Annotated in this window: 16 protein-coding genes and 3 pseudogenes; 16 read left to right on the forward strand and 3 right to left on the reverse strand. The window is 73.0% G+C overall.

Going from position 1 to position 19,698, the window contains the following annotated elements; genetic code table 11:
* The 7 genes and pseudogenes from ABZ646_RS07765 to ABZ646_RS07795 form a co-directional block, all read left to right on the forward strand.
* Positions 1 to 96 (forward strand): annotated as a pseudogene (locus tag ABZ646_RS07765) (ABC transporter permease subunit); the annotation flags it as partial.
* 7 nt (positions 97 to 103) lie between these two features.
* Positions 104 to 826: pseudogene (locus ABZ646_RS07770) on the forward strand (ABC transporter substrate-binding protein); the annotation flags it as partial.
* A 148-nt stretch (positions 827 to 974) separates the two neighbouring features.
* Positions 975 to 1,079: pseudogene (locus ABZ646_RS07775) on the forward strand (DNA-binding response regulator); the annotation flags it as partial.
* Positions 1,080 to 1,285: 206 nt separating this feature from the next.
* Entirely contained in the window at positions 1,286 to 2,704 is a 1,419-nt protein-coding gene (locus ABZ646_RS07780) for a DUF2252 domain-containing protein (RefSeq protein WP_360514145.1), read from the forward strand.
* A gap of 115 nt (positions 2,705 to 2,819) precedes the next feature.
* The gene (locus ABZ646_RS07785; protein WP_360514148.1) at positions 2,820 to 3,269 is read left to right on the forward strand and encodes a hypothetical protein; all 450 of its coding nucleotides are present in this window, start codon (positions 2,820 to 2,822) and stop codon (positions 3,267 to 3,269) included.
* A gap of 9 nt (positions 3,270 to 3,278) precedes the next feature.
* Entirely contained in the window at positions 3,279 to 4,091 is an 813-nt protein-coding gene (locus ABZ646_RS07790) for a hypothetical protein (protein ID WP_360514151.1), read from the forward strand.
* Between the two features lie 92 nt (positions 4,092 to 4,183).
* Complete coding sequence (locus ABZ646_RS07795; protein WP_360514209.1) at positions 4,184 to 4,513, forward strand: rhodanese-like domain-containing protein; 330 nt, start codon at positions 4,184 to 4,186, stop codon at positions 4,511 to 4,513.
* A gap of 22 nt (positions 4,514 to 4,535) precedes the next feature.
* Here the strand turns inward: ABZ646_RS07795 and ABZ646_RS07800 are convergent, their stop codons facing one another.
* Entirely contained in the window at positions 4,536 to 5,669 is a 1,134-nt protein-coding gene (locus ABZ646_RS07800) for an acyl-CoA dehydrogenase family protein (protein ID WP_360514153.1), read from the reverse strand.
* Between the two features lie 158 nt (positions 5,670 to 5,827).
* Between ABZ646_RS07800 and pepN the strand changes: the two genes are divergently transcribed.
* The 4 genes from pepN to ABZ646_RS07820 all read left to right on the forward strand — a co-directional run bounded on the left by pepN (position 5,828) and on the right by ABZ646_RS07820 (position 11,362).
* A complete protein-coding gene (gene pepN, locus ABZ646_RS07805; RefSeq protein WP_360514156.1) occupies positions 5,828 to 8,260 on the forward strand; it encodes an aminopeptidase N in 2,433 nt (810 codons plus the stop codon).
* 335 nt (positions 8,261 to 8,595) lie between these two features.
* The gene (locus ABZ646_RS07810; protein ID WP_360514159.1) at positions 8,596 to 9,447 is read left to right on the forward strand and encodes a DUF5819 family protein; all 852 of its coding nucleotides are present in this window, start codon (positions 8,596 to 8,598) and stop codon (positions 9,445 to 9,447) included.
* Complete coding sequence (locus ABZ646_RS07815; RefSeq protein WP_360514162.1) at positions 9,444 to 10,631, forward strand: HTTM domain-containing protein; 1,188 nt, start codon at positions 9,444 to 9,446, stop codon at positions 10,629 to 10,631. Before ABZ646_RS07810 ends, ABZ646_RS07815 begins: the two co-directional genes overlap by 4 nt.
* Positions 10,628 to 11,362 (forward strand): TrmH family RNA methyltransferase, encoded by a 735-nt coding sequence (locus tag ABZ646_RS07820; protein ID WP_360514165.1) that lies wholly within the window; start codon positions 10,628 to 10,630, stop codon positions 11,360 to 11,362. The genes ABZ646_RS07815 and ABZ646_RS07820 overlap by 4 nt, the downstream gene beginning before the upstream one ends.
* A gap of 119 nt (positions 11,363 to 11,481) precedes the next feature.
* Here ABZ646_RS07820 and paaN read toward each other — a convergent pair whose 3' ends face one another.
* Complete coding sequence (gene paaN / locus ABZ646_RS07825; RefSeq protein WP_360514168.1) at positions 11,482 to 13,173, reverse strand: phenylacetic acid degradation protein PaaN; 1,692 nt, start codon at positions 13,171 to 13,173, stop codon at positions 11,482 to 11,484.
* Positions 13,174 to 13,321: 148 nt separating this feature from the next.
* On the opposite strand from paaN, the gene ABZ646_RS07830 reads away from it, so the two are divergent.
* Together ABZ646_RS07830 and ABZ646_RS07835 are read left to right on the forward strand one after the other, a co-directional pair.
* Positions 13,322 to 14,836, forward strand: coding sequence for a 3-hydroxyacyl-CoA dehydrogenase (locus tag ABZ646_RS07830; protein WP_360514171.1), 1,515 nt, complete (start codon positions 13,322 to 13,324; stop codon positions 14,834 to 14,836).
* Positions 14,833 to 15,420 carry a TetR/AcrR family transcriptional regulator gene (locus ABZ646_RS07835; RefSeq protein ID WP_360514174.1) on the forward strand — a complete coding sequence of 196 codons (588 nt, stop codon included), beginning with the start codon at positions 14,833 to 14,835 and terminating at the stop codon, positions 15,418 to 15,420. The genes ABZ646_RS07830 and ABZ646_RS07835 overlap by 4 nt, the downstream gene beginning before the upstream one ends.
* A 12-nt stretch (positions 15,421 to 15,432) precedes the next feature.
* Here ABZ646_RS07835 and ABZ646_RS07840 read toward each other — a convergent pair whose 3' ends face one another.
* The gene (locus tag ABZ646_RS07840) at positions 15,433 to 15,921 is read right to left on the reverse strand and encodes an Lrp/AsnC family transcriptional regulator (RefSeq protein ID WP_360514212.1); all 489 of its coding nucleotides are present in this window, start codon (positions 15,919 to 15,921) and stop codon (positions 15,433 to 15,435) included.
* A 186-nt stretch (positions 15,922 to 16,107) separates the two neighbouring features.
* On the opposite strand from ABZ646_RS07840, the gene pdhA reads away from it, so the two are divergent.
* The 3 genes from pdhA to ABZ646_RS07855 are packed head-to-tail and all read left to right on the forward strand — an operon-like array spanning position 16,108 to position 19,687.
* Positions 16,108 to 17,256 (forward strand): pyruvate dehydrogenase (acetyl-transferring) E1 component subunit alpha, encoded by a 1,149-nt coding sequence (gene pdhA, locus ABZ646_RS07845; RefSeq protein WP_360514177.1) that lies wholly within the window; start codon positions 16,108 to 16,110, stop codon positions 17,254 to 17,256.
* A complete protein-coding gene (locus tag ABZ646_RS07850) occupies positions 17,253 to 18,257 on the forward strand; it encodes an alpha-ketoacid dehydrogenase subunit beta (protein ID WP_360514180.1) in 1,005 nt (334 codons plus the stop codon). Before pdhA ends, ABZ646_RS07850 begins: the two co-directional genes overlap by 4 nt.
* Positions 18,257 to 19,687 carry a dihydrolipoamide acetyltransferase family protein gene (locus ABZ646_RS07855; RefSeq protein ID WP_360514183.1) on the forward strand — a complete coding sequence of 477 codons (1,431 nt, stop codon included), beginning with the start codon at positions 18,257 to 18,259 and terminating at the stop codon, positions 19,685 to 19,687. The genes ABZ646_RS07850 and ABZ646_RS07855 overlap by 1 nt, the downstream gene beginning before the upstream one ends.
* Positions 19,688 to 19,698: the final 11 nt, after the last annotated feature.

Here is a 19,698-nt window from a genome sequence, read left to right on the forward strand (position 1 = left end):
GTCGACGCCGGGCAGCTGGAGGCGGCGGACGCGCTGGGCCTGTCCCGGGCCAGGACGCTGCGCCGGATCGTCCTGCCGCAGGCGATGCGGGTGATGTCGAACCTACAAGCCGGCCGGTTTCTCCAAGCTCTACGCTCCCTTCAAGGACCCGCACGGCGCGTGGGTCGCCGTCCAGGTCAGTGCCTTCAGCTACATGTACGGTGCCGCCGCGGTCGGCTCCGACATCCCCAGCGGTCCGTTCGACCTGGCCGACGCCCGCTGGAAGGGGAAGATCGCCTCCTCCTACCCGCACGACGACGACGCGGTCCTCTACCTCTACACCCTCTACGTGGAGAAGTACGGCTGGGACTGGCTCGCTCGACTGGCCACCCAGGACCTTCAGTTCGCCCGCGGCAGCTACACCCCGAGCGCGGCCGTCACCAGCGGCCAGAAGGCCATCGGCATCGGCGGCTCCGGCGCGCCGCTGTCCACCGGGCCGGTCAAGTGGGTGCTGCCCGAGGAGGCGCCGTTCATGTCCTGGGGACAGCGGGCCGCGATCCTCAAGCAGGCCAAGAACCCCACCGCCGCCAAGCTGTACCTGAACTGGCGGCTCTCCGTCGAGCAGCAGAAGGCCGCCACCAACGGCTGGTCGGTCCGCACCGATGTCACCCCGCCGGCCGGACTGAAGCCCGTCTGGGAGTACCCCAACGGCAACCTCGACGGCTTCCCGCGCTTCATGGCCGACCGTGCGGCGATCGAGCGCTGGAAGCAGACCTTCGCCCTGTACTTCGGTGAGGTGAAGGGCGACCCCTCACCGGGCTGGCTCGGCCTGCACCCCGGAGCCTGACCGCCGCCCGGCGCCGCCCGGCCCCGCACTCCCCGCGCGACGGGCCGGCGGCCCGGCCGTTCCTGGCCGCCTTGCAGTGGCCCGGTGTATCCGCGCCAGTCGGACCCGTGCAGCAGCCTGGCTGTGGACGTCCGATACGGCGGCCGAGGGCGTCGGGTACCTGCTGAACGACCGGGTGGGGCAGGTGGCGGAGTTCGTCGAGGCGTTGTGCGAGGTGGCCGCCGGGGGGACAGTGGTCGACCCCGAGGTCGTACGTCGTACGACAGCTGCTGCGCCGGTGTCTCCGAGGGCGGGAGCGCGAGCGGCGCTCACCTCGGCGCCCTGCACGCCCAGCCTCCGGACACCCGCAGAAGCGGGGAGTTGTCCACAGGGTCTGACGGGTTCCGGCGGCCGCCTGTACCGTCTGCACGAGTTGATGTTCGAGAGTGTGCGGATCGGCGTACGGGGGAGGCGGTCGACGTGACCGGACGGGAAGAGCCGAGGACGGCCGGGGCACGTGTGCTGCCCTCCCCGAAGGGCTTCGCGCAGTGGCCGCCGAAGGGCTCCCCGAAGGCGGAGGGCAAGGCGCTGCGCTCGGCGGTGCCGCGCGCCGCCCACGCCGGCCTGGACCTGGACGGCTCCCGGCCCGACGCGGTGCGCGCGGTCGAGGAGTCCAACCGGGACCGCATCGCGGAACTGATCCCGATAAGGGTCGGGAGGATGGCGGCGTCCCCGTTCGCGTTCCTGCGCGGCTCGGCCGGGCTGATGGCGCACGACCTGGCCTGCACCCCGATGACCAGGATCGCCACCCAGATCTGCGGCGACGCCCACGCGGCCAACTTCGGTCTGTACGGCGACCCGCGAGGCGATCTCGTCATCGACCTGAACGACTTCGACGAGACGGTGCTCGGCCCCTGGGAGTGGGACCTGAAGCGGCTCGCCGCCTCCCTGGTGCTGGCCGGCCGGGAGGCGGGCGCCGACGAGGACATGTGCCGCAAGGCGGCGGGCGACGCGGTCGGCGCCTACCGCCGCACCATGCGTCTGCTGGCCAAGCTCCCCGTGCTGGACGCGTGGAACGCCATCGCGGACGAGGAACTGGTCTCGCACTCCGACGCCCACGACATGCTCGGCACCCTGCGCCGGGTCTCGGAGAAGGCCCGGGCCAACACCAGCGGCCGGTTCGCGGCCCGCGCCACCGAGCCCACCGAGGACGGCGGACGGCGCTTCGTGGACGCCGCGCCGGTACTGCGCCGGGTCGCGGACGCGGAGGCGGCGTCCGTCACCGCGGCCCTCGAGCACTACGTCGGCACGCTCTCCGAGGACCGGCATCCGCTGCTCGCCCGGCACACCCCGCACGACGTCGCCTTCCGGATCGTGGGCACCGGCAGCGTCGGCACCCGGTCCTATGTCGTCCTCCTCCTCGACCACCGCGGCGAGCCGCTGGTCCTCCAGGTCAAGGAGGCACGGCCGTCCGCGCTCGTGCCGCATCTCGCCACGGCCGGGTTCGAGGCACCGGCCGTCGAGCACGAGGGCCGCCGGGTGGTCCTCGGCCAGAAGCGGATGCAGGTGGTCAGCGACATCCTGCTCGGCTGGACGACGGTGGCGGGGCGCCCCTTCCAGGTCCGCCAGTTCCGCAACCGCAAGGGCAGCGTCGACCCGGCCGCCCTGTCCCCCGACCAGATCGACGACTACGGCCGGATGACCGGCGCCCTGCTGGCCCGCGCCCACTCGCACAGCGCGGACCCGCGCCTGATCGCCGGTTACTGCGGCAAGAACGAGGAACTGGACGAGGCGATCGCCGCGTTCGCGGTCACCTACGCCGACCTGACGGAGGCGGACCACGAGCACCTGGTGACCGCGGTGCGGGCGGGACGGATCGCGGCGGAGCCGGGCGTGTGAACCGCGGGGGCGGGGCGGATCGCGACGGAACCCGGGTGGGAGCCGCGAGCGCGGGACGCGCGGGACGCGGGGGACACGGAGAGCCGGAGACGGGGTGTGACCGGGAGGTGCTGACATGAAGTACGTCGACGTGCGGGGCGGCTGCGACCCCGGCCCCTACCTGGCGCGGCTGCCCGAACTCGCCGACCGCCTGCCGCCCGGTGCCCGCGCCTTCGCGACCGATCCCCGCCACTACGACCCGGGCGACCGCCACTGCGTCCAGGACCTGCACCCCCTGGACGTGCGCCGCCCCGCCCGCGACGCCGTCGAGCTCCGTTTCCGGAACCACCGCGCCGGACCGGACGAGGACCTGGTCGTCCGCTACACGGGCGTCTCCCGTTTCCAGACGGACATCCTGGGCGCCTGCGACCTGAGCTCACTGGGCGAGGTGATCCTCGACGAGATCCTGCCGCACCCCGACGGCTGCACCCACGAGCTGGCCTGCCGCCCCGGCACCCTGGTCGTGGCCTGCACCGATCTGGTCGCCGAGTGGGTCCCGGCCACCGTCGGCGCCGACAGGCCCTAGTCTGGTCGGGTGACGACCCCGGAAGCTGAGCAGTCCCAGGCACCGCGGCCCGAGGAACGCCTGGAGCGGGCCGTACGGGCCGCGGAGCAGGCCTTGATCGAGTACGAGATCGCGGTCGAGACCTTCCGTGTCGAGGTCGAGAACTTCTCCCGCCTGCACGAGCAGAAACTCGGCCCGCTCTACCTGCGCCTCGAAGAGCTGGACGCGCGGATCGCGGAGGCCAAGGCCGCCCGCACCGGTGACCCCGAGGACATCCGCGCCGCCGAGGAGGCCCGCGCCCGGGTCATGCCCATCCCCGGCGTCGAGGAACTGCTGCACGGCTGGATGGACGGCGACGGCCTGTTCCCGGAGGCCGTCTCGATGCTCACCGAGCAGGAGGTACGGCCTCCGCAGCGGGTGCGGCCCAGCGAGGAGGCCCGCCGGCTCTACCGCGAGCTGGCCCGCAAGGCCCACCCCGACCTGGCCCAGGAGCCCGCCGAGCAGGAGCGCCGCGAGGAGTTCCTCAGCCGGGTCAACGCGGCCTACGCCCGCGGTGACGAGGCCCTGCTGCGGGAACTGGCCGAGGAGTGGGCGGCCGGTCCGGTCCCGCCGGAGCGCCGGCCCAGCCGCGCGGAGGAGCTGTACGCCCGCCTCGAATGGCTGTCCCAGCGCAAGGAGCTGCTCGGCCTGGTCGCCAAGGAGCTGGAGGACGGACCCATCGCCGGTCTGCTCCGGCTGGCCCCCGACGACCCGGACAGCCTCCTCGACGAGATCGGCGAGCGGCTCCGCAAGGACGTCGTCGAGCGCGAGGCCGAGCTGGCCACGCTGCTCATACAGGAGTAGCGGCCGGGCGGGAGCAGCGGTCGGGCGCGGGAGCAGTGGCCGGGCCGGAGCGGCGGTCGGGTAGCGTCGGGGACATGAACTTCGCAGCGCGTGTGCCCACGGTCGAGGTCTCGGACCTCAAGGACGGCGACTTCCTGCTGGACGTCCGCGAGGACGACGAGTGGCAGGCGGGCCATGCCGCGGGCGCCCTGCACATCCCGATCAGCGAGTTCGTGGCCCGCTACGGCGAGCTGACCGAGGCCGCTCCCCAGGACGGCCGCGTCCACGTCATCTGCCGCTCCGGCGGCCGCTCGGCCCAGGTCACGATGTACCTGGTCCAGCAGGGCGTCGACGCGGTGAACGTGGACGGCGGCATGCAGGTGTGGCAGGCGGCAGGCCGGAAGGTCGTGACGGACGCGGGCGAAGAGGGTTTCGTCCTCTAGCACTCCGGTTCCGGCTCTCCCGCTACGCCAGTGGATGCGCGGCCAGCAGGTCGCCCAGCGCCTCCTCATGGGCCCCCGCACCCCCGAGCGCCAGTTCGAGCTGCTTCGCCCAGGCGTGATAGCGGTGCAGCACGTACTCGGTGTCGGCTCCGAACCCCCCGTGCAGGTGCTGCGCGGTCTGCACCACCCGCCGCACCCCCTCCGCCGCCCAGATCTTCGCCACGGCCACATCCCCGGCCAGGGGCAACGTCCCGGCCGCCCCCGACGCGATCCGCCACGCCGCCTGCCACAGCGTCGCCTCCATCGCGCGCAGGTCGATGTACCGGTCGGCGGTCTGCACGGCCACCGCCTGGAACGTGGCGATCGGATGGCCGAACTGCTCCCGTTTCCCGGTGTACTCGCTGGTCAGCCGTAGCACCCGGGCACCCACTCCGAGCGCCAGCGCACACGTCCCGGTGGCGAGCAGCTCCCGCAGCCACTCCCAGGCCCCTGACTGCTCCAGCACCTCCCGGTCGGCGACCCGCACCGACTCCAGCCGGAGCTCACCGAGCCGTTCCCCGCTGGTCGACACCTGCTCGGCGAGCGTGACCCCGTCCGCGCCGGGCGCCACCAGCGCCAGCACGCTCCGGTCGGTGCCGGTGTGCGCGGGGACGACGACGAGATCGGCGTCGTACACCCACGGCACCGACGTCTGTACCCCGTCCAGCACCCATGCGGCACCGTCCCGCCGTGCGGTCACCGCCAGTTCCGCCGCGTCGTGCCCGGTGCGTCCGCTCGCGGCGACGGTCAGCACCGGCTCGCCCCGTCCCGCCCGCGGCAGCAGCCGTCCTCTCAACTCCTCGTCCCCGTAGGCCTGTACGGTCGCCAGAGCCGCGCTGTGTTCCAGCAACGGCACACGCGCCAGCGCCTTCGCCGACTCCCGCAGCACCAGGCACAGCGCGATGGCGTCCAGGCCGGCCCCGCCGTACTCCGCGCCGGGCAGCAGGCTCAGCAGATCCGCGGCCGCCAGCCTGTCCCACAGTTCGCGGTCGAAGCCCTCGGCCACGGCTCCGGTGGTCAGCGCAGGGCTCGGCACCGCGTCGGGTGCCACCCCGGCGAACACGCCGCGTGCCGCCTCGGCCGCCGCCAACTGCTCCTCGGTGAAGGTGAAGTCCACGGTCCTGTCCTCCCGGCGGTGGGCTGATCTGACGGTCCGTCAAGATAGAACAGGTTCTAGAAGAAGGGAACCGAAAACCCCTGCGACTGCCGGCTCGTACCGTCGTACGCTGTCGGCCGCTGTCCGCCGACGGGGACGGACACACGAGGGAGGACGCCATGGGGATCCGAAGCCTGACCCGGACCGAGGCCGAGCACCGGGCCGCGCTGATCTCGGTCGACCGGTACGACGTGGACATCGACCTCACCGCACTGCCGGGGGGACCGGAGATCCGCGCTGTCTCCACGATCACCTTCACCTGCTCCGAGCCGGGCGCGGGGACCTTCGTCGACTGCGCGGCGGAGGTCCGCGCCGCCACCCTGAACGGCACCCCGCTCACCCCGTCCGGCGACGGCCGGATCCCGCTGCCCGGCCTCGCCGCGCACAACGTGCTGCGCGTCGAGAGCGTCCAGGCCGACACCGCCACCGGTGAGGGCGTGCACAAGGCGACCGACCCCGCCGACGGCGAGGTCTACGTCTGGACGAGCTTCGAACCCGACGAGGCCCGGTTCGCCTGGGCCTGCTTCGACCAGCCCGACCTCAAGGCCCCGCACGCCTTCACCGTCACCGCCCCGGCCGCCTGGACCGTGCTCAGCAACTCCGGCGGCCCGCGCGTCGAGGAGCAGGGCACCGCCCGCCGCTGGACCTTCCCGGACACCCCGCCGCTGTCCACGTACAACACCGTCGTCAACGCGGGCCCCTTCCACGGGATCCGCCGCGAGGCGGACGGCCACGACCTCGGCATCTACGCCCGCCGTTCGCTCGCCGAGGTCCTCGAACGCGACGCCGACGAGATCTTCACCCTCACCCGGCAGGGCCTCGCCTTCTACGCCGAGGCCTTCGCGATGCCGTTCCCGCAGCGCACCTACAACCAGGTGTTCATGCCGGAGTTCGGCGGCGCGATGGAGAACTACGGCTGTGTGACCTGGACGGACGGATTCCTGCGGCGGGCCGAGCCGACGCCCGCGGAGCGGGAACTGCTCGCGGTCGTGCTGCTGCACGAGATGGCGCACATGTGGTTCGGCAACATCGTCACCATGCGCTGGTGGGACGACCTCTGGCTGAACGAGGCCTTCGCCGAGTTCGCCTGCCACTGGGCCGCCGAGGGCGCCACCCGCTACACCGACGCCTGGGCGGGCCATCTCGCCGGCGACAAGCTGAAGGCCTACCTCTCCGACCAGGGCCCGGTCTCCCACCCGATCCACCAGCCCATCCACGACGTCGCCCAGGCCGCGTCGATCTTCGACAACATCACCTACCCCAAGGGCGCCTCCGTCCTCCACCAGCTGATGACCTACGTCGGCGAGGACCGCTTCCGGACCGGCATGGCGACCTACTTCGCCCGGCACGCCTGGGGCACCACCACCCTCCAGGACCTGATCGACGCGCTCTCCGAGGCCAGTGGCCGCGACCTGACCGGGTGGCGGAAGGCCTGGCTGGAGACGGCCGGCACCGACCGTTTCACGCTGGAACACGACGGTGACACCGTCACCCTGGTCGCCGACGGCACCCCGCGCCCCCAGATCCTGGCGGTCGGCGCGTACGACCGCCAGGGCGAGGCCCTGAAGCGCACCTCGCTCGTCCGCGTCGAGGTCACCGAGGCCCGCACCCCGATCGCCGGTCTCCCCGCCACCGCCGACCTCCTCCTCATCAACGACGACGACCTCACCTTCGCCACCGCCCGTCCGGCCGCCGCCACCCGCGACACCCTCTTCCACGGCGCCGCCCTGCTGCCCACGGCCATCTCCCGGGGCGTGGCCGCCGCCACCGTCTGGGACATGCTGACGGCCGGCGAGGCCACCGCGGCCGAGACCGGGCGCAGCCTCACCGCGGTCCTCGCGGCCGAGACCTCCGACGCGGTGATCGAGCCCTGTCTCCACCTCGCCATCGGCATCGCCGAACTCTGGGCCCCGCCCGCCGAACGCCCTGCCCTGAGCCAGGAGGTGGCCGCGGTCTGCCGGGTGCTCGCGGCCGACCCGGGGCGGCGCCAGGTCGCCCTGCGCGGCCTCGCCCGCACCGCGGACGCCGAAGACCTGCCCTGGCTGCGCGACCAGGCCGGCGACGACGTCGACCTGCGCTGGCGCGCCCTGGTCCGGGAGGCCGAACTCGGCGGCGACACCTCCGCCGAGTCCGCCGCCCTGCTCGAACGCGACCCCGACCCCGAAGCCTGGGTCCGCGCCCTCACCGTCCGGGCGGCCGCCCCCGATCCCGCGGCGAAGGCCGAGGTCTGGCAGCGGCTGGCCGTGGACCGCGCGGTGCCCGTCCACGCGGTCTCCACGGTGGCGGCCGGCTTCTGGCGCGCCGGCCAGGACGCCTGGCTCGCCCCCTTCGCCGAGCACTACCTGGAAGCGGTTCCCGGCCTGGACCGGGGCGGCATGATTCCGGCGATGGTCTACGCATCCCAGCTCTTCCCCCCGTTCGCCGTCGATGGGGCCTACCTCGAGAAGGCCCGGCAGGCCGCCCGGCAGGCGGCCCCCGTGGTCCGCAACACCCTCCTGGAACGCGCGGACGCCGTCCGCCGGATGCTCCGGGCACGGGCCGCCACCGTCTGACGGCCGCCTCGCCATTCTCGACCGGAACGGCTTTCGGCGGTGGGGCCTGTGGAAAACGTCCGCCGCGGCCTGTGGAAAACCCGCGGAAGCGCTCCGGTCGACCGGGCCCGACGCCGTTGACCTGCGATGTCCTCGGAGGGAGTGCTCCGGCGGGCCGTACCGGAATGTCGGCGGCGCCCTCCGGAGTGGCGACGGCCACGTGCCCCGGCTCCTTCCCGGGGCTGCGCCCGGCGGCCGGTGCTGAGTACCGTTCCGTGCGAGTGCCGGGCAGCGGCACACGGGCGGCTGCGGACCGGCCGTCCGGACGATGAGGCGGGACCGGGGAACGGGGCGGCATGGACGCGTACGACGAGGACTCGGACGCCCGGCACGGGCCGGACGGTCCGCACGCGCCGGACGGTCCCCACGGGTCCGACGGTCCCCACGGGTCCGACGGTCCCCACGGGTCCGGCGGTCCGAGCGGGTCCGGCGGTGCGAGCGGAGCCGGTCCGGTGCGGGCCGGTGTCCCGGTCGAGCCCGTCGGCCCGGCACCCGCCCCCCGCTCCGGCGTCGCCGCCCTCTCCCCCCGCTACCAGGTCGGCGCGGCCCTCGCCGTGGCCCTGGTCGCGGTCACCGCCTGTGTGCACCTCGGGATGGTGTTCCTGAGCATCGCGCCGGCGAACACCGTGACCAAGCAGCACGGCAAGGCGATCGAGGAATGGGTGTACCCGGAGTTCGAGCAGAACTGGAAGCTCTTCGCGCCCAACCCGCTCCAGCAGAACATCGCCGTGCAGGTACGCGCCGACGTGCTGATGCCGAACGGCACCACGACGACCACCGGCTGGAACGACCTGTCGGTGCAGGACGGCAAGGCCATCGACGGCAGCCTGCTGCCGAGCCACACCGTGCAGAACGAACTGCGCCGGGCCTGGGACTTCTTCGCCACCACGCACGGCGCCGACAACCGCCCGATCGGCATACGCGGCTCCCTGTCCGAGCAGTACCTGCGCCGGATCGTCGTGAGGCGCATGTACGAGCAGGACGCCACCAGCAAGAAGGGCACCATCCAGCGCGTCGAGGTGCGTTCCAGCACCACCAACGTGCCTCCGCCGCAGTGGAGCGGGGAGAAGGTCTCGGACACCCCCGTCTACCGGGTGCTGCCCTGGTGGACGGTCACCACCGACGAGGCGAACGGGGGTGTGCGGTGAGCCGCCTCGCCCTGTGCCTGTCCCGCGCCATCGCCCGGGTGACCGAGTCGGCGCTCGGCCCGTACCAGACGGCCGTCGTCCGCATCGGCTTCGCCGCCACCTGGCTGCTGTTCCTGCTGCGCGAGTACCCGCACCGCCAGGAGCTGTACGGCCCCGACGGCCCCTGGAGCTTCGACCTCGCCCAGCAGCTGACCGCCGACAACCATGCCTTCACGGCGCTGCTGGCCTCCGACAGCCAGGCATTCTTCGAGGTCTTCTACTTCCTGGCGGTTCTCGCCAGCGCCCTGCTGCTGGTGGGCTGGCGCACCCGCGCCACCTCCCTGCTGTTCATGGTCGGCGTGCTGTCCCTGCAGAACCGCAGCGTCTTCATGGGCGACGGCGGCGACAACGTGCTGCACCTGATGTCCTTCTACCTGGTGTTCACCCGCTGCGGCCAGGTGTGGTCGCTGGACGCGCGCAGGGCGTCCAGGGCATCCGGGGCGACCGACCGGGTGGGGCCTGTCCTGTGGGCGGTCTCCGGCCTCGTCCTGGTCGCGGCGGCCCTCACCGGCCGCACCGGCGGCGGCTGGCTGGTCCCGGCCGTCATGTGGGGGACCTGGGCGGGCGCCGCCCTGTGGTGGGCGGTGGATCGCTGGGCGCGCACCCCCGAGCCCCGGATCCTGCTGGACGTCGTGGCCGACGTCCTGCACAACGGCGCACTCTTCGTGATCATGGCCGAGGCCTGCCTGATCTACGCCACCGCCGGCTGGTACAAGATCCAGGGTTCCCGCTGGCAGGACGGCACGGCCGTCTACTACCCGCTCCACCTGGACTACTTCTCCCCCTGGCCGGCCCTCGCCGACCTGCTGTCCGCCAACGGCACGATGGTGATGCTGGTGACGTACGGGACGGTGATCGTGCAGGTCGCCTTCCCGTTCACCCTGTTCAACCGGCGGGTCAAGAACGTGCTGCTGGCCGCGATGATGACCGAGCACGCGGTGATCGCGGTCGTCCTCGGGCTGCCGTTCTTCTCCCTCGCCATGATCGCGGCGGACTCGGTGTTCCTGCCCACGGCGTTCCTGCACCGTCTGGGCGACCGGTCGGCGCGCGCACGTGACCGGGTCCTGCGGCGCGGGGACCGGTCGCTGCCCGCGCCGCGCTCCCGCGAGGCCGACGAACGGCCCCGCGTAGGCTTCGGGGCATGACCGACCCCCTCGACCACTGGGCCCGGCTGGCCGGCTCGGCCGTCCTGCTGGACGGCTTCCACGCCCTCAAACACGCCCTGCGCTTCGGCGCACAGGTGCCGGTGGCGGTCACGACGGACCGGGCGGCGGCGCTGGCCCTGGCCGACGAACTGGCACCGGACGCACGGGAGGCGCTGGACGCGCTGTTGACCGAGGTCGCCGCGGCCTCGTACGCCACCCTGGTCCCGCGCCCGCACCCCACCGGTGTGGCCGCCCTCGCCGTGCGGCCGTCCCACGAGACCAACCTGCGCACGCTGGCCCACGCCCCGCGCACCGCCCCGATCGTGGTCCTCGACGAACCCCGCAACCTCGGCAACGCGGGTGCCGTGATCCGCCTGGCCGCGGGCTTCGGGGCGACGGGAGTCATCACGACGGGCACGCTCGACCCCTGGCATCCCACGGTGGTGCGGGGCGGGGCGGGGCTCCACTTCGCGACGGCGGTGGAGCGGATGGCGGTGGCCGAGCTGCCGCAGGGGCCGGTGTACGCCCTCGACCCGGAGGGCGAGGACATCCGGGGCACGAAGCTCCCGGACGACGCGATCCTCGCCTTCGGCTCCGAACGGACGGGCCTGTCACCAGAGCTGCGCGCGCGTGCCGACCATCTCCTGCGGCTGCCGATGCGTCCCCAGGTGAGCAGCTACAACCTGGCGACGAGCGTGGCGATGACGCTGTACCACTGGAGCGCCCTGTAGGGGGAGCGGGGCCCGACTGGACATGCGGCTGCCGCCGCGTGGACGCGACCAGCCACGGCGGCGCCGCCCCTCACCACCGCCGTGGCCGAGCACCGCCGCGCGGCCGTCGTATGCGTCGGCTAGGCCTCCCGGCGGACCTCGATCACCCGGAACCGGTTCGCCACGAACGCGCCGTCCGTCAGTGCCGCGTTCGCCGCCGCGTTGCCGCCCGACCCGTGGAAGTCGGAGAACGCCGCCGTCTGGTTGACGTACACCCCGCCGGCCAGGTTCAGCGACAGCTGGGCCGCCTCCTCCAGGCAGACCTCCTCGACGGCGCGCTCCACGTCGGGGTCGACCGTGTACGCGCCGACCGTCATCGCGCCCTTCTCCCGTACCGTCCGCCGCAGCAGCTCCACCGCGTCGCCGGCCGAGTCGACGGCGACGGCGAAGGAGACCGGGCCGAAGCACTCGCTCATGTAGGCCGCCTCGTCGTCGGGCTTGGCCCCGTCCAGCTTGACGATCACCGGGGTGCGGACCACCGCGTCCGGGAACTCCGGGTTGGTGATCTCCCGGGAGGCGAGGGCGACCTCACCGAGTCCGGCGGCGGCCTCCAGGCGGGCCTTGACGTCGGGGTTGACGATCGCGCCGAGCAGCGCGTTCGCGCGGGCGTCGTCGCCGAGCAGGCCGTCGACCGCGCGGGCGAGGTCGGCGACCACCTCGTCGTACGTCTTCGGGCCCTCGTCGGTGCGGATGCCGTCGCGGGGGATCAGCAGGTTCTGCGGGGTGGTGCACATCTGGCCGCTGTAGAGGGAGAGCGAGAACGCCAGGTTGGCCAGCGCTCCCTTGTAGTTGTCGGTCGACTCCACGAGCACCGTGTTGACGCCGGCCTTCTCCGTGTACACCTGGGCCTGCCGGGCGTTGGCCTCCAGCCAGTCGCCGAAGGCGGTGGAGCCCGTGTAGTCGATGATCTTGATTTCCGGGCGGGTGGCGAGCGTCCTGGCGATGCCCTCGCCGGGGCGTTCGGCGGTCAGCGCGACCAGGTTCGGGTCGAAGCCGGCCTCGGTGAGCACCTGGCGGGCGACCTGCACGGTGAGGGCGAGGGGCAGCACCGCACGCGGGTGCGGCTTGACCAGGACCGCGTTGCCGGTGGCGAGGGAGGCGAACAGACCGGGGTAGCCGTTCCACGTCGGGAACGTGTTGCAGCCGATGACCAGGGCGGTGCCGCGCGGGACCGGCTTGAAGGTCTTCGTCAGCGCGAGCGGGTCGCGCTTGCCCTGCGGCTTGCTCCACTCCGCCGTGTCGGGGGTGCGCACCTGCTCGGCGTACGCGTACGCCACCGCTTCCAGGCCGCGGTCCTGGGCGTGCGGGCCGCCCGCCTGGAACGCCATCATGAACGCCTGGCCGCTGGTGTGCATGACCGCGTGCGCGAACTCGTGCGTGCGGTCGCTGATCCGCTTGAGGATCTCCAGGCACACCACCGCGCGCGCCTGCGCGCCCGCGTCCCGCCACGCGCGCTGCCCGGCCCGCATGGCGGGCAGCAGTGTGTCGACGTCGGCGTGCGGGTAGGTCACGCCCAGCTCGATGCCGTAGGGCGAGACCTCGCCCCCGGTCCAGTCGTCGGTGCCGGGCTGGCCGAGGTCGATGCGGTTGCCGAGGAGGGCTTCGAAGGCGGCCTTGCCCGCCGCCGCGTCCAGGCTGCCGTGCTCCCCGTAGGCCTTGGGGTGCTCGGGGTGGGGGGACCAGTACGCGCGCGTGCGGATCGCCTCCAGCGCCTGGTCAAGCGTGGGCCGGTGCTTGGCGATCAGCTCGTGCACGGTGAGTTCGGCGGTCATGCGGGACCAACTCCTCGTTCGATGAGCTCCCCTTCGAGCTCATGACCTGGGCAGAAACAGCTGGACAGAGCTAGAGTAACCGAACGATCGGTCGGGACAAGGGGGCCTGCCGCATCTGTGGAAAACCCCGTGCGGGAGGATCGCGCACATGACAGCACTCGACCTCAGCAGGACCGTGGGTGTCGTCGGCAGCGGCACCATGGGCCAGGGCATCGCCCAGGTCGCCCTCGTCGCCGGCCATCCGGTACGGCTGTACGACGCCGTCCCCGGGCGGGCCGCCGAAGCGGCCGCGGCGATCGGCGCCCGCCTGGACCGGCTCGTCGAGCGGGACCGGATGACGGCCGCCGACCGGGACGCGGCCCGCGGGCGGCTGCTGCCCGCGGCGGAACTCGCCGAGTTCGCCGACTGCGCCCTGGTCGTGGAGGCCGTCCTGGAGCGGCTGGAGGCCAAACAGGAGCTGTTCCGGGACCTGGAGGGCATCGTCGCCGACGACTGTCTGCTCGCCACCAACACCTCCTCCCTGTCGGTGACGGCGATCGGCGGCGGCCTGCGCAGCGCCTCCCGCCTCGTCGGCCTGCACTTCTTCAACCCGGCCCCGCTGCTGCCGCTGGTCGAGGTCGTCTCCGGGTTCGCCACCGACGTCACGTCGGCCACGCGCGCGTACGAGACCGCCCGCTCCTGGGGCAAGACACCGGTCGCCTGCGCGGACACCCCGGGCTTCATCGTCAACCGGATCGCGCGGCCCTTCTACGCCGAGGCGTTCGCGGTCCACGAGGCGCAGGCCGCCGACCCGGCCACCATCGACGCGGTGCTGCGCGAGAGCGGCGGCTTCCGGATGGGCGCCTTCGAGCTGACCGACCTGATCGGCCAGGACGTCAACGAGTCCGTCACCCACTCCGTGTGGCAGGCCTTCTTCCAGGACGTCCGCTTCACCCCCTCGCTGGCCCAGCGCCGGCTCGTGGAGTCCGGCAGGCTCGGCCGCAAGACCGGCCACGGCTGGTACGACTACGAGGACGGCGCGGAGCGCCCCGAACCGCACACCGCCGAACCGGCCCGGCCGCCCGCCTACGTCGTCGCCGAGGGCACCCTGGGCCCGGCCGCCGAACTGCTCGCCATGATCCGTGAGGCCGGCATCCAGGTCCGCGAGGAGGACGAGGACCACGGCACCCGCCTGGTGCTGCCCAGCGGCGGCCAGCTGGCCCTCGCCGACGGACAGACCTCGGTGGAGTTCCGCGACGTCGTCTACTTCGACCTCGCCCTCGACTACCGCCGCGCCACCCGCATCGCCCTGTCCGCCGGGCACGACACGCTGCCCCAGACGCTCACCGAGGCCGTCGGCCTCTTCCAGGCGCTCGGCAAGAAGGTCAGCGTCATCGGTGACGTCCCCGGCATGATCGTGGCCCGCACGGTCGCCCGGATCGTCGACCTCGCGCACGACGCCGTCGCCAAGGGCGTCGCCACCGAGGAGGACATCGACACCGCGATGCGCCTGGGCGTCAACTACCCGCTCGGCCCCTTCGAGTGGAGCCGCCGCCTCGGCCGCGACTTCGCCTACGACCTCCTCGACGACCTGCACCTGCGCGACCCGAGCGGACGCTACGCGCCCTCCCTCGCGCTCTACCGGCACGCCTACGCGACCGAGAAGCGGGAGGGCGCCTCGTGACCACCGCCAAACGCGACACCTACACCCCCGACACCCTGCTCTCGGTGGCCGTCCAGGTCTTCAACGAGCGCGGCTACGACGGCACCTCCATGGAGCACCTCTCCAAGGCGGCCGGCATCTCCAAGTCGTCGATCTACCACCACGTCTCCGGCAAGGAGGAACTGCTGCGCCGGGCCGTCAGCCGTGCCCTGGACGGTCTCTTCGGGATCCTCGACGAGGAGCACGCGCGCGTGGGCGGTGCCGCCGACCGCCTGGAACACGTCGTACGGCGCACGGTCGAGGTGCTGATCGCCGAACTGCCCTACGTGACGCTGCTGCTGCGGGTGCGCGGCAACACCGCAACCGAGCGGTGGGCGCTGGAGCGGCGCCGGGACTTCGACCACCGGGTGGCCGACCTGCTGAAGGCGGCCGCCGCCGAGGGCGAGGTGCGCGGCGACGTCGAGGTGCGGCTCGCCACCCGGCTGGTGTTCGGCATGGTCAACTCGATCGTGGAGTGGTACCGCCCGGACGGGCACGGCGCGAGCGAACGCGAGGTCGCCGACGCGGTCGTGCGGCTGGCCTTCGGCGGGCTGCGCGCCCCCTGACGCCGGCCGCCGTCAGTCGTCGTCCGGGTCCAGGTCCTCCTCCTCGAACACCAGCAGCGTGCGGGTGCTGAGCACCTCGGGGATGGCCTGGAGCCGGGTCAGCACCAGTTCGCGCAACGCCCGGTTGTCGGGCGTGTGCACCAGGAGCAGCACGTCGAAGTCCCCGCCCACCAGGGCGATGTGGGAGGCGCCGGGCAGCTGGCGCAACTGCTCGCGGACCGTGCGCCAGCTGTTCTGGACGATCTTCAGCGTGATGTACGCCGAGGTGCCCTGGCCCGCCCGCTCGTGGTCCACCCGGGCGCCGAAACCACGGATCACCCCGTCCTCGATGAGACGGTTGATACGCGCGTAGGCGTTGGCACGCGAGACGTGGACGCGTTCGGCGACCGCCCGTATCGACGCCCGGCCGTCCGCCTGGAGGATCTGCAGGATGTCCTGATCGATGGCGTCCAGCGGACGCGCGGGCGGCAGCGCGGCACGGTCCGGCGGCCCCTCGGCCATTTGTTCAGGTGCCATGTCCCCCCGCCTCCCTACCATGGACGTACTGCGTTCATTCCAGGCTGTGGAGAACCGTTTGTCCACAGCCTCCGGGTGCCTGTAGCCAAAATGTGTCGACGACCGAACAATCGGTAGGTGGGACGGGTCACAGGCGATCCGTCTCCCGTACCCCCACGAGGAGGTGCCGTCATGACGGTCATGGAGCAGCGCGACGCCTACCGTCCGTCGCCGCCGCCCGCCTGGCAGCCCCGGACGGATCCCGCGCCGCTGCTGCCCGACGAGCGACCGTACCGTGTCCTGGGAACCGGGTCGGCGGCCGAGGCCGACCCCGAACTGCTGCGCCGGCTGTACACCCAGCTCGTACGCGGCCGCCGCTACAACGCGCAGGCCACCGCCCTCACCAAACAGGGCCGCCTCGCCGTCTACCCCTCCAGCACCGGCCAGGAGGCCTGCGAGATCGCCGCCGCGCTCGCCCTCCAGGAGCGTGACTGGCTCTTCCCCAGCTACCGCGACACCCTCGCGGTGGTCGCCCGGGGCGTGGACCCGGTCGAGGCGCTCACCCTGCTGCGCGGCGACTGGCACACCGGCTACGACCCGCACGCCCACCGCGTGGCCCCGCTCTCCACCCCGCTCGCCACCCAGCTCCCGCACGCCGTCGGCCTCGCCCACGCGGCCCGACTCAAGGGCGACGACGTGGTGGCGCTCGCCATGGTCGGCGACGGCGGCACCAGCGAGGGCGACTTCCACGAGGCGCTGAACTTCGCCGCCGTCTGGCAGGCCCCGGTCGTCTTCCTGGTCCAGAACAACGGCTTCGCGATCTCCGTCCCGCTCGCCAAGCAGACCGCCGCCCCCTCCCTGGCCCACAAGGCCGTCGGCTACGGCATGCCGGGCCGCCTGGTCGACGGCAACGACGCGGCCGCCGTGCACGAGGTCCTCTCCGACGCCGTACGGCACGCACGCGAAGGCGGCGGACCCACCCTGGTGGAGGCGGTCACCTACCGGATCGACGCCCACACCAACGCCGACGACGCCACCCGCTACCGCGGCGACGCCGAGGTCGACGCGTGGCGCGACCACGATCCGATCCTGCTCCTGGAACGCGAGCTGACCGACCGCGGACTGCTCGACGAGGACACCGTCCGCAACGCGCGCGAGGACGCCGAGGCGATGGCCGCCGACCTGCGCGAGCGCATGAACCGCGATCCGGAACTCGACCCCATGGACCTCTTCGACCAGGTGTACGCCCAGACCACCACCCAACTGCGCGAGCAGCGTGCCCTGCTGCGCGCCGAGCTGGAGGCCGAGCAGGACGACCACCGTGAAGGCGGCCACCGATGACGACCGTCGCCGTGAAACCCGCCACCATGGCGCAGGCCCTCGGCCGCGCCCTGCGGGACGCCATGGCCGCCGACCCGGCCGTGCACGTCATGGGTGAGGACGTCGGCACCCTCGGCGGCGTCTTCCGGGTCACCGACGGGCTCGCCGAGGAGTTCGGCGAGACCCGCTGCACCGACACCCCTCTCGCCGAGGCCGGCATCCTCGGCACCGCGGTCGGCATGGCCATGTACGGACTGCGCCCGGTCGTGGAGATGCAGTTCGACGCCTTCGCCTATCCCGCGTTCGAGCAACTGATGAGCCATGTCTCCCGGATGCGCAACCGCACCCGGGGCCGGCTGCCCCTCCCGATCACCGTCCGGATCCCGTACGGCGGCGGCATCGGCGGCGTCGAGCACCACAGCGACTCCTCCGAGGCCTACTACATGGCCACCCCCGGCCTGCACGTCGTCACCCCGGCCACCGTCGCCGACGCCTACGGACTGCTCCGGCAGGCCATCGCCTCCGACGACCCGGTCGTCTTCCTCGAACCCAAGCGGCTGTACTGGTCGAAGGACTCCTGGAACCCCGAGCACCCGGCGGACGTTGAACCCATCGGCCGCGCGGTGGTGCGCCGAACCGGGCGCAGCGCCACGCTCATCACCTACGGCCCGTCCGTACCGGTCTGCCTCGAAGCCGCCGAGGCCGCCCAGGCGGAGGGCTGGGACCTGGAAGTCGTCGACCTGCGCTCCCTGGTGCCGTTCGACGACGAGACGGTCTGCGCCTCCGTACGGCGCACCGGGCGCGCGGTCGTCGTACACGAGTCGGGCGGGTTCGGCGGGCCGGGGGGAGAGATCGCGGCACGCGTGACCGAGCGCTGCTTCCACCACCTGGAGGCGCCGGTGCTGCGCGTGGCCGGGTTCGACATCCCGTATCCGCCGCCGATGCTGGAGCGTCACCACCTGCCCGGCGTGGACCGCATCCTGGACGCGGTGGCGCGTCTGCAGTGGGAGGCCGAGGGCTGATGGCACAGGTGCTGGAGTTCAAACTGCCCGACCTCGGGGAGGGGCTCACCGAGGCGGTGATCGTCACCTGGCTGGTCCAGGTCGGCGAGGTGGTCGCGATCGACCAGCCGGTCGTCGAGGTCGAGACGGCCAAGGCGATGGTCGAGGTGCCCTGCCCCTACGGCGGTGTGGTCACCGCCCGGTTCGGCGAGGAGGGGGCCGAACTGCCCGTCGGCGCCCCGCTCCTGACGGTCGCGGTCGGCGAGGCCACCACGCTCCCCGAGCCGGAGGGCTCCGGCAACGTCCTGGTGGGCTACGGCACGGGAACCCCTCCGGCACGGCGCCGACGGGTGCGCACCACGCCCCCCGACCGTACCCACGGGAGCACCGTCTCCGACCAGGCGCACGGCAGCGGGGCCGCGGCCCCGGCCCACGGCGGCACCGCCTCCGGTCGGGCCCACGGGAGCACGGCCGGCGACCTGGCCGACGGGAGCGCCGTCTCCGACCGGGCATCGTCGAGCGCCGTGGCCGGAACGGCCGACGCCCACGCGCGGGTGTCCGCACCGCCGTCCCGCCGGGCCACCGAGGGACCCGTCCCGGTGATCTCCCCGCTGGTGCGCCGTCTCGCCCGGGACAACAACCTGGATCTGCGCCGGCTGTCCGGCTCGGGCCCCGACGGACTGATCCTGCGCGCCGACGTCGAGGACGCCCTGCGGGTGGACGCGGCCCGCGCCGCCGCCCGGACCGCGCCGCCGAAGCCGGCGGGCACCCGCACGCCCCTCAAGGGCATCCGGGGCGCGGTCGCCGACAAGCTCTCCCGCAGCCGCCGGGAGATCCCCGACGCGACCTGCTGGGTGGACGCCGACGCGACCGAGCTGATGCGCGCACGGACCGCGATGAACGCGACCGGCGGCCCGAAGATCTCGCTGCTCGCACTGCTCGCCCGGATCTGCACCGCGGCCCTGGCCCGCCACCCCGAGCTCAACTCCTACGTCGACGTCGAGGCGCGCGAGGTGGTCCGACTCGACCACGTCCACCTGGGGTTCGCCGCCCAGACCGGCCGGGGCCTGGTCGTCCCCGTCGTCCGGGACGCCCACGACCGCGACGCCGAGTCCCTGACGGCGGAGTTCGCCCGCCTCACCGAGTCCGCCCACGCCGGGACCCTGACCCCGGGGGAACTCACTGGCGGAACCTTCACGTTGAACAACTACGGCGTGTTCGGCGTCGACGGCTCCACCCCGATCATCAACCACCCCGAGGCGGCGATGCTGGGCGTGGGCCGCATCACGCCCAAACCGTGGGTGCACGACGGAGAGCTGGCGGTTCGCCAGGTCGTCCAGCTGTCCCTCACCTTCGACCACCGGGTCTGCGACGGCGGAACGGCGGGCGGGTTCCTCCGCTACGTGGCGGACTGCGTGGAGAACCCCGCGGTACTCCTCAGGACGCTCTGAGCGCGGCGCCC

The sequence above is a fragment of the Streptomyces sp. NPDC007162 genome (genome assembly GCF_040634175.1).
GTDB lineage: Bacteria > Actinomycetota > Actinomycetes > Streptomycetales > Streptomycetaceae > Streptomyces.

Excerpts from the sequence above, each read along its gene's own strand:
- ABZ646_RS07850 (WP_360514180.1), top strand. The coding sequence starts at position 17,253 with ATGACGACCGTCGCCGTGAAACCCGCCACCATGGCGCAGGCCCTCGGC.
- ABZ646_RS07785 (WP_360514148.1), top strand. The coding sequence starts at position 2,820 with ATGAAGTACGTCGACGTGCGGGGCGGCTGCGACCCCGGCCCCTACCTG.
- pepN (WP_360514156.1), top strand. The coding sequence starts at position 5,828 with ATGGGGATCCGAAGCCTGACCCGGACCGAGGCCGAGCACCGGGCCGCG.
- ABZ646_RS07820 (WP_360514165.1), top strand. The coding sequence starts at position 10,628 with ATGACCGACCCCCTCGACCACTGGGCCCGGCTGGCCGGCTCGGCCGTC.
- ABZ646_RS07855 (WP_360514183.1), top strand. The coding sequence starts at position 18,257 with ATGGCACAGGTGCTGGAGTTCAAACTGCCCGACCTCGGGGAGGGGCTC.
- paaN (WP_360514168.1), bottom strand. The coding sequence starts at position 13,173 with ATGACCGCCGAACTCACCGTGCACGAGCTGATCGCCAAGCACCGGCCC.
- ABZ646_RS07840 (WP_360514212.1), bottom strand. The coding sequence starts at position 15,921 with ATGGCCGAGGGGCCGCCGGACCGTGCCGCGCTGCCGCCCGCGCGTCCG.
- pdhA (WP_360514177.1), top strand. The coding sequence starts at position 16,108 with ATGACGGTCATGGAGCAGCGCGACGCCTACCGTCCGTCGCCGCCGCCC.
- ABZ646_RS07810 (WP_360514159.1), top strand. The coding sequence starts at position 8,596 with ATGGACGCGTACGACGAGGACTCGGACGCCCGGCACGGGCCGGACGGT.
- ABZ646_RS07830 (WP_360514171.1), top strand. The coding sequence starts at position 13,322 with ATGACAGCACTCGACCTCAGCAGGACCGTGGGTGTCGTCGGCAGCGGC.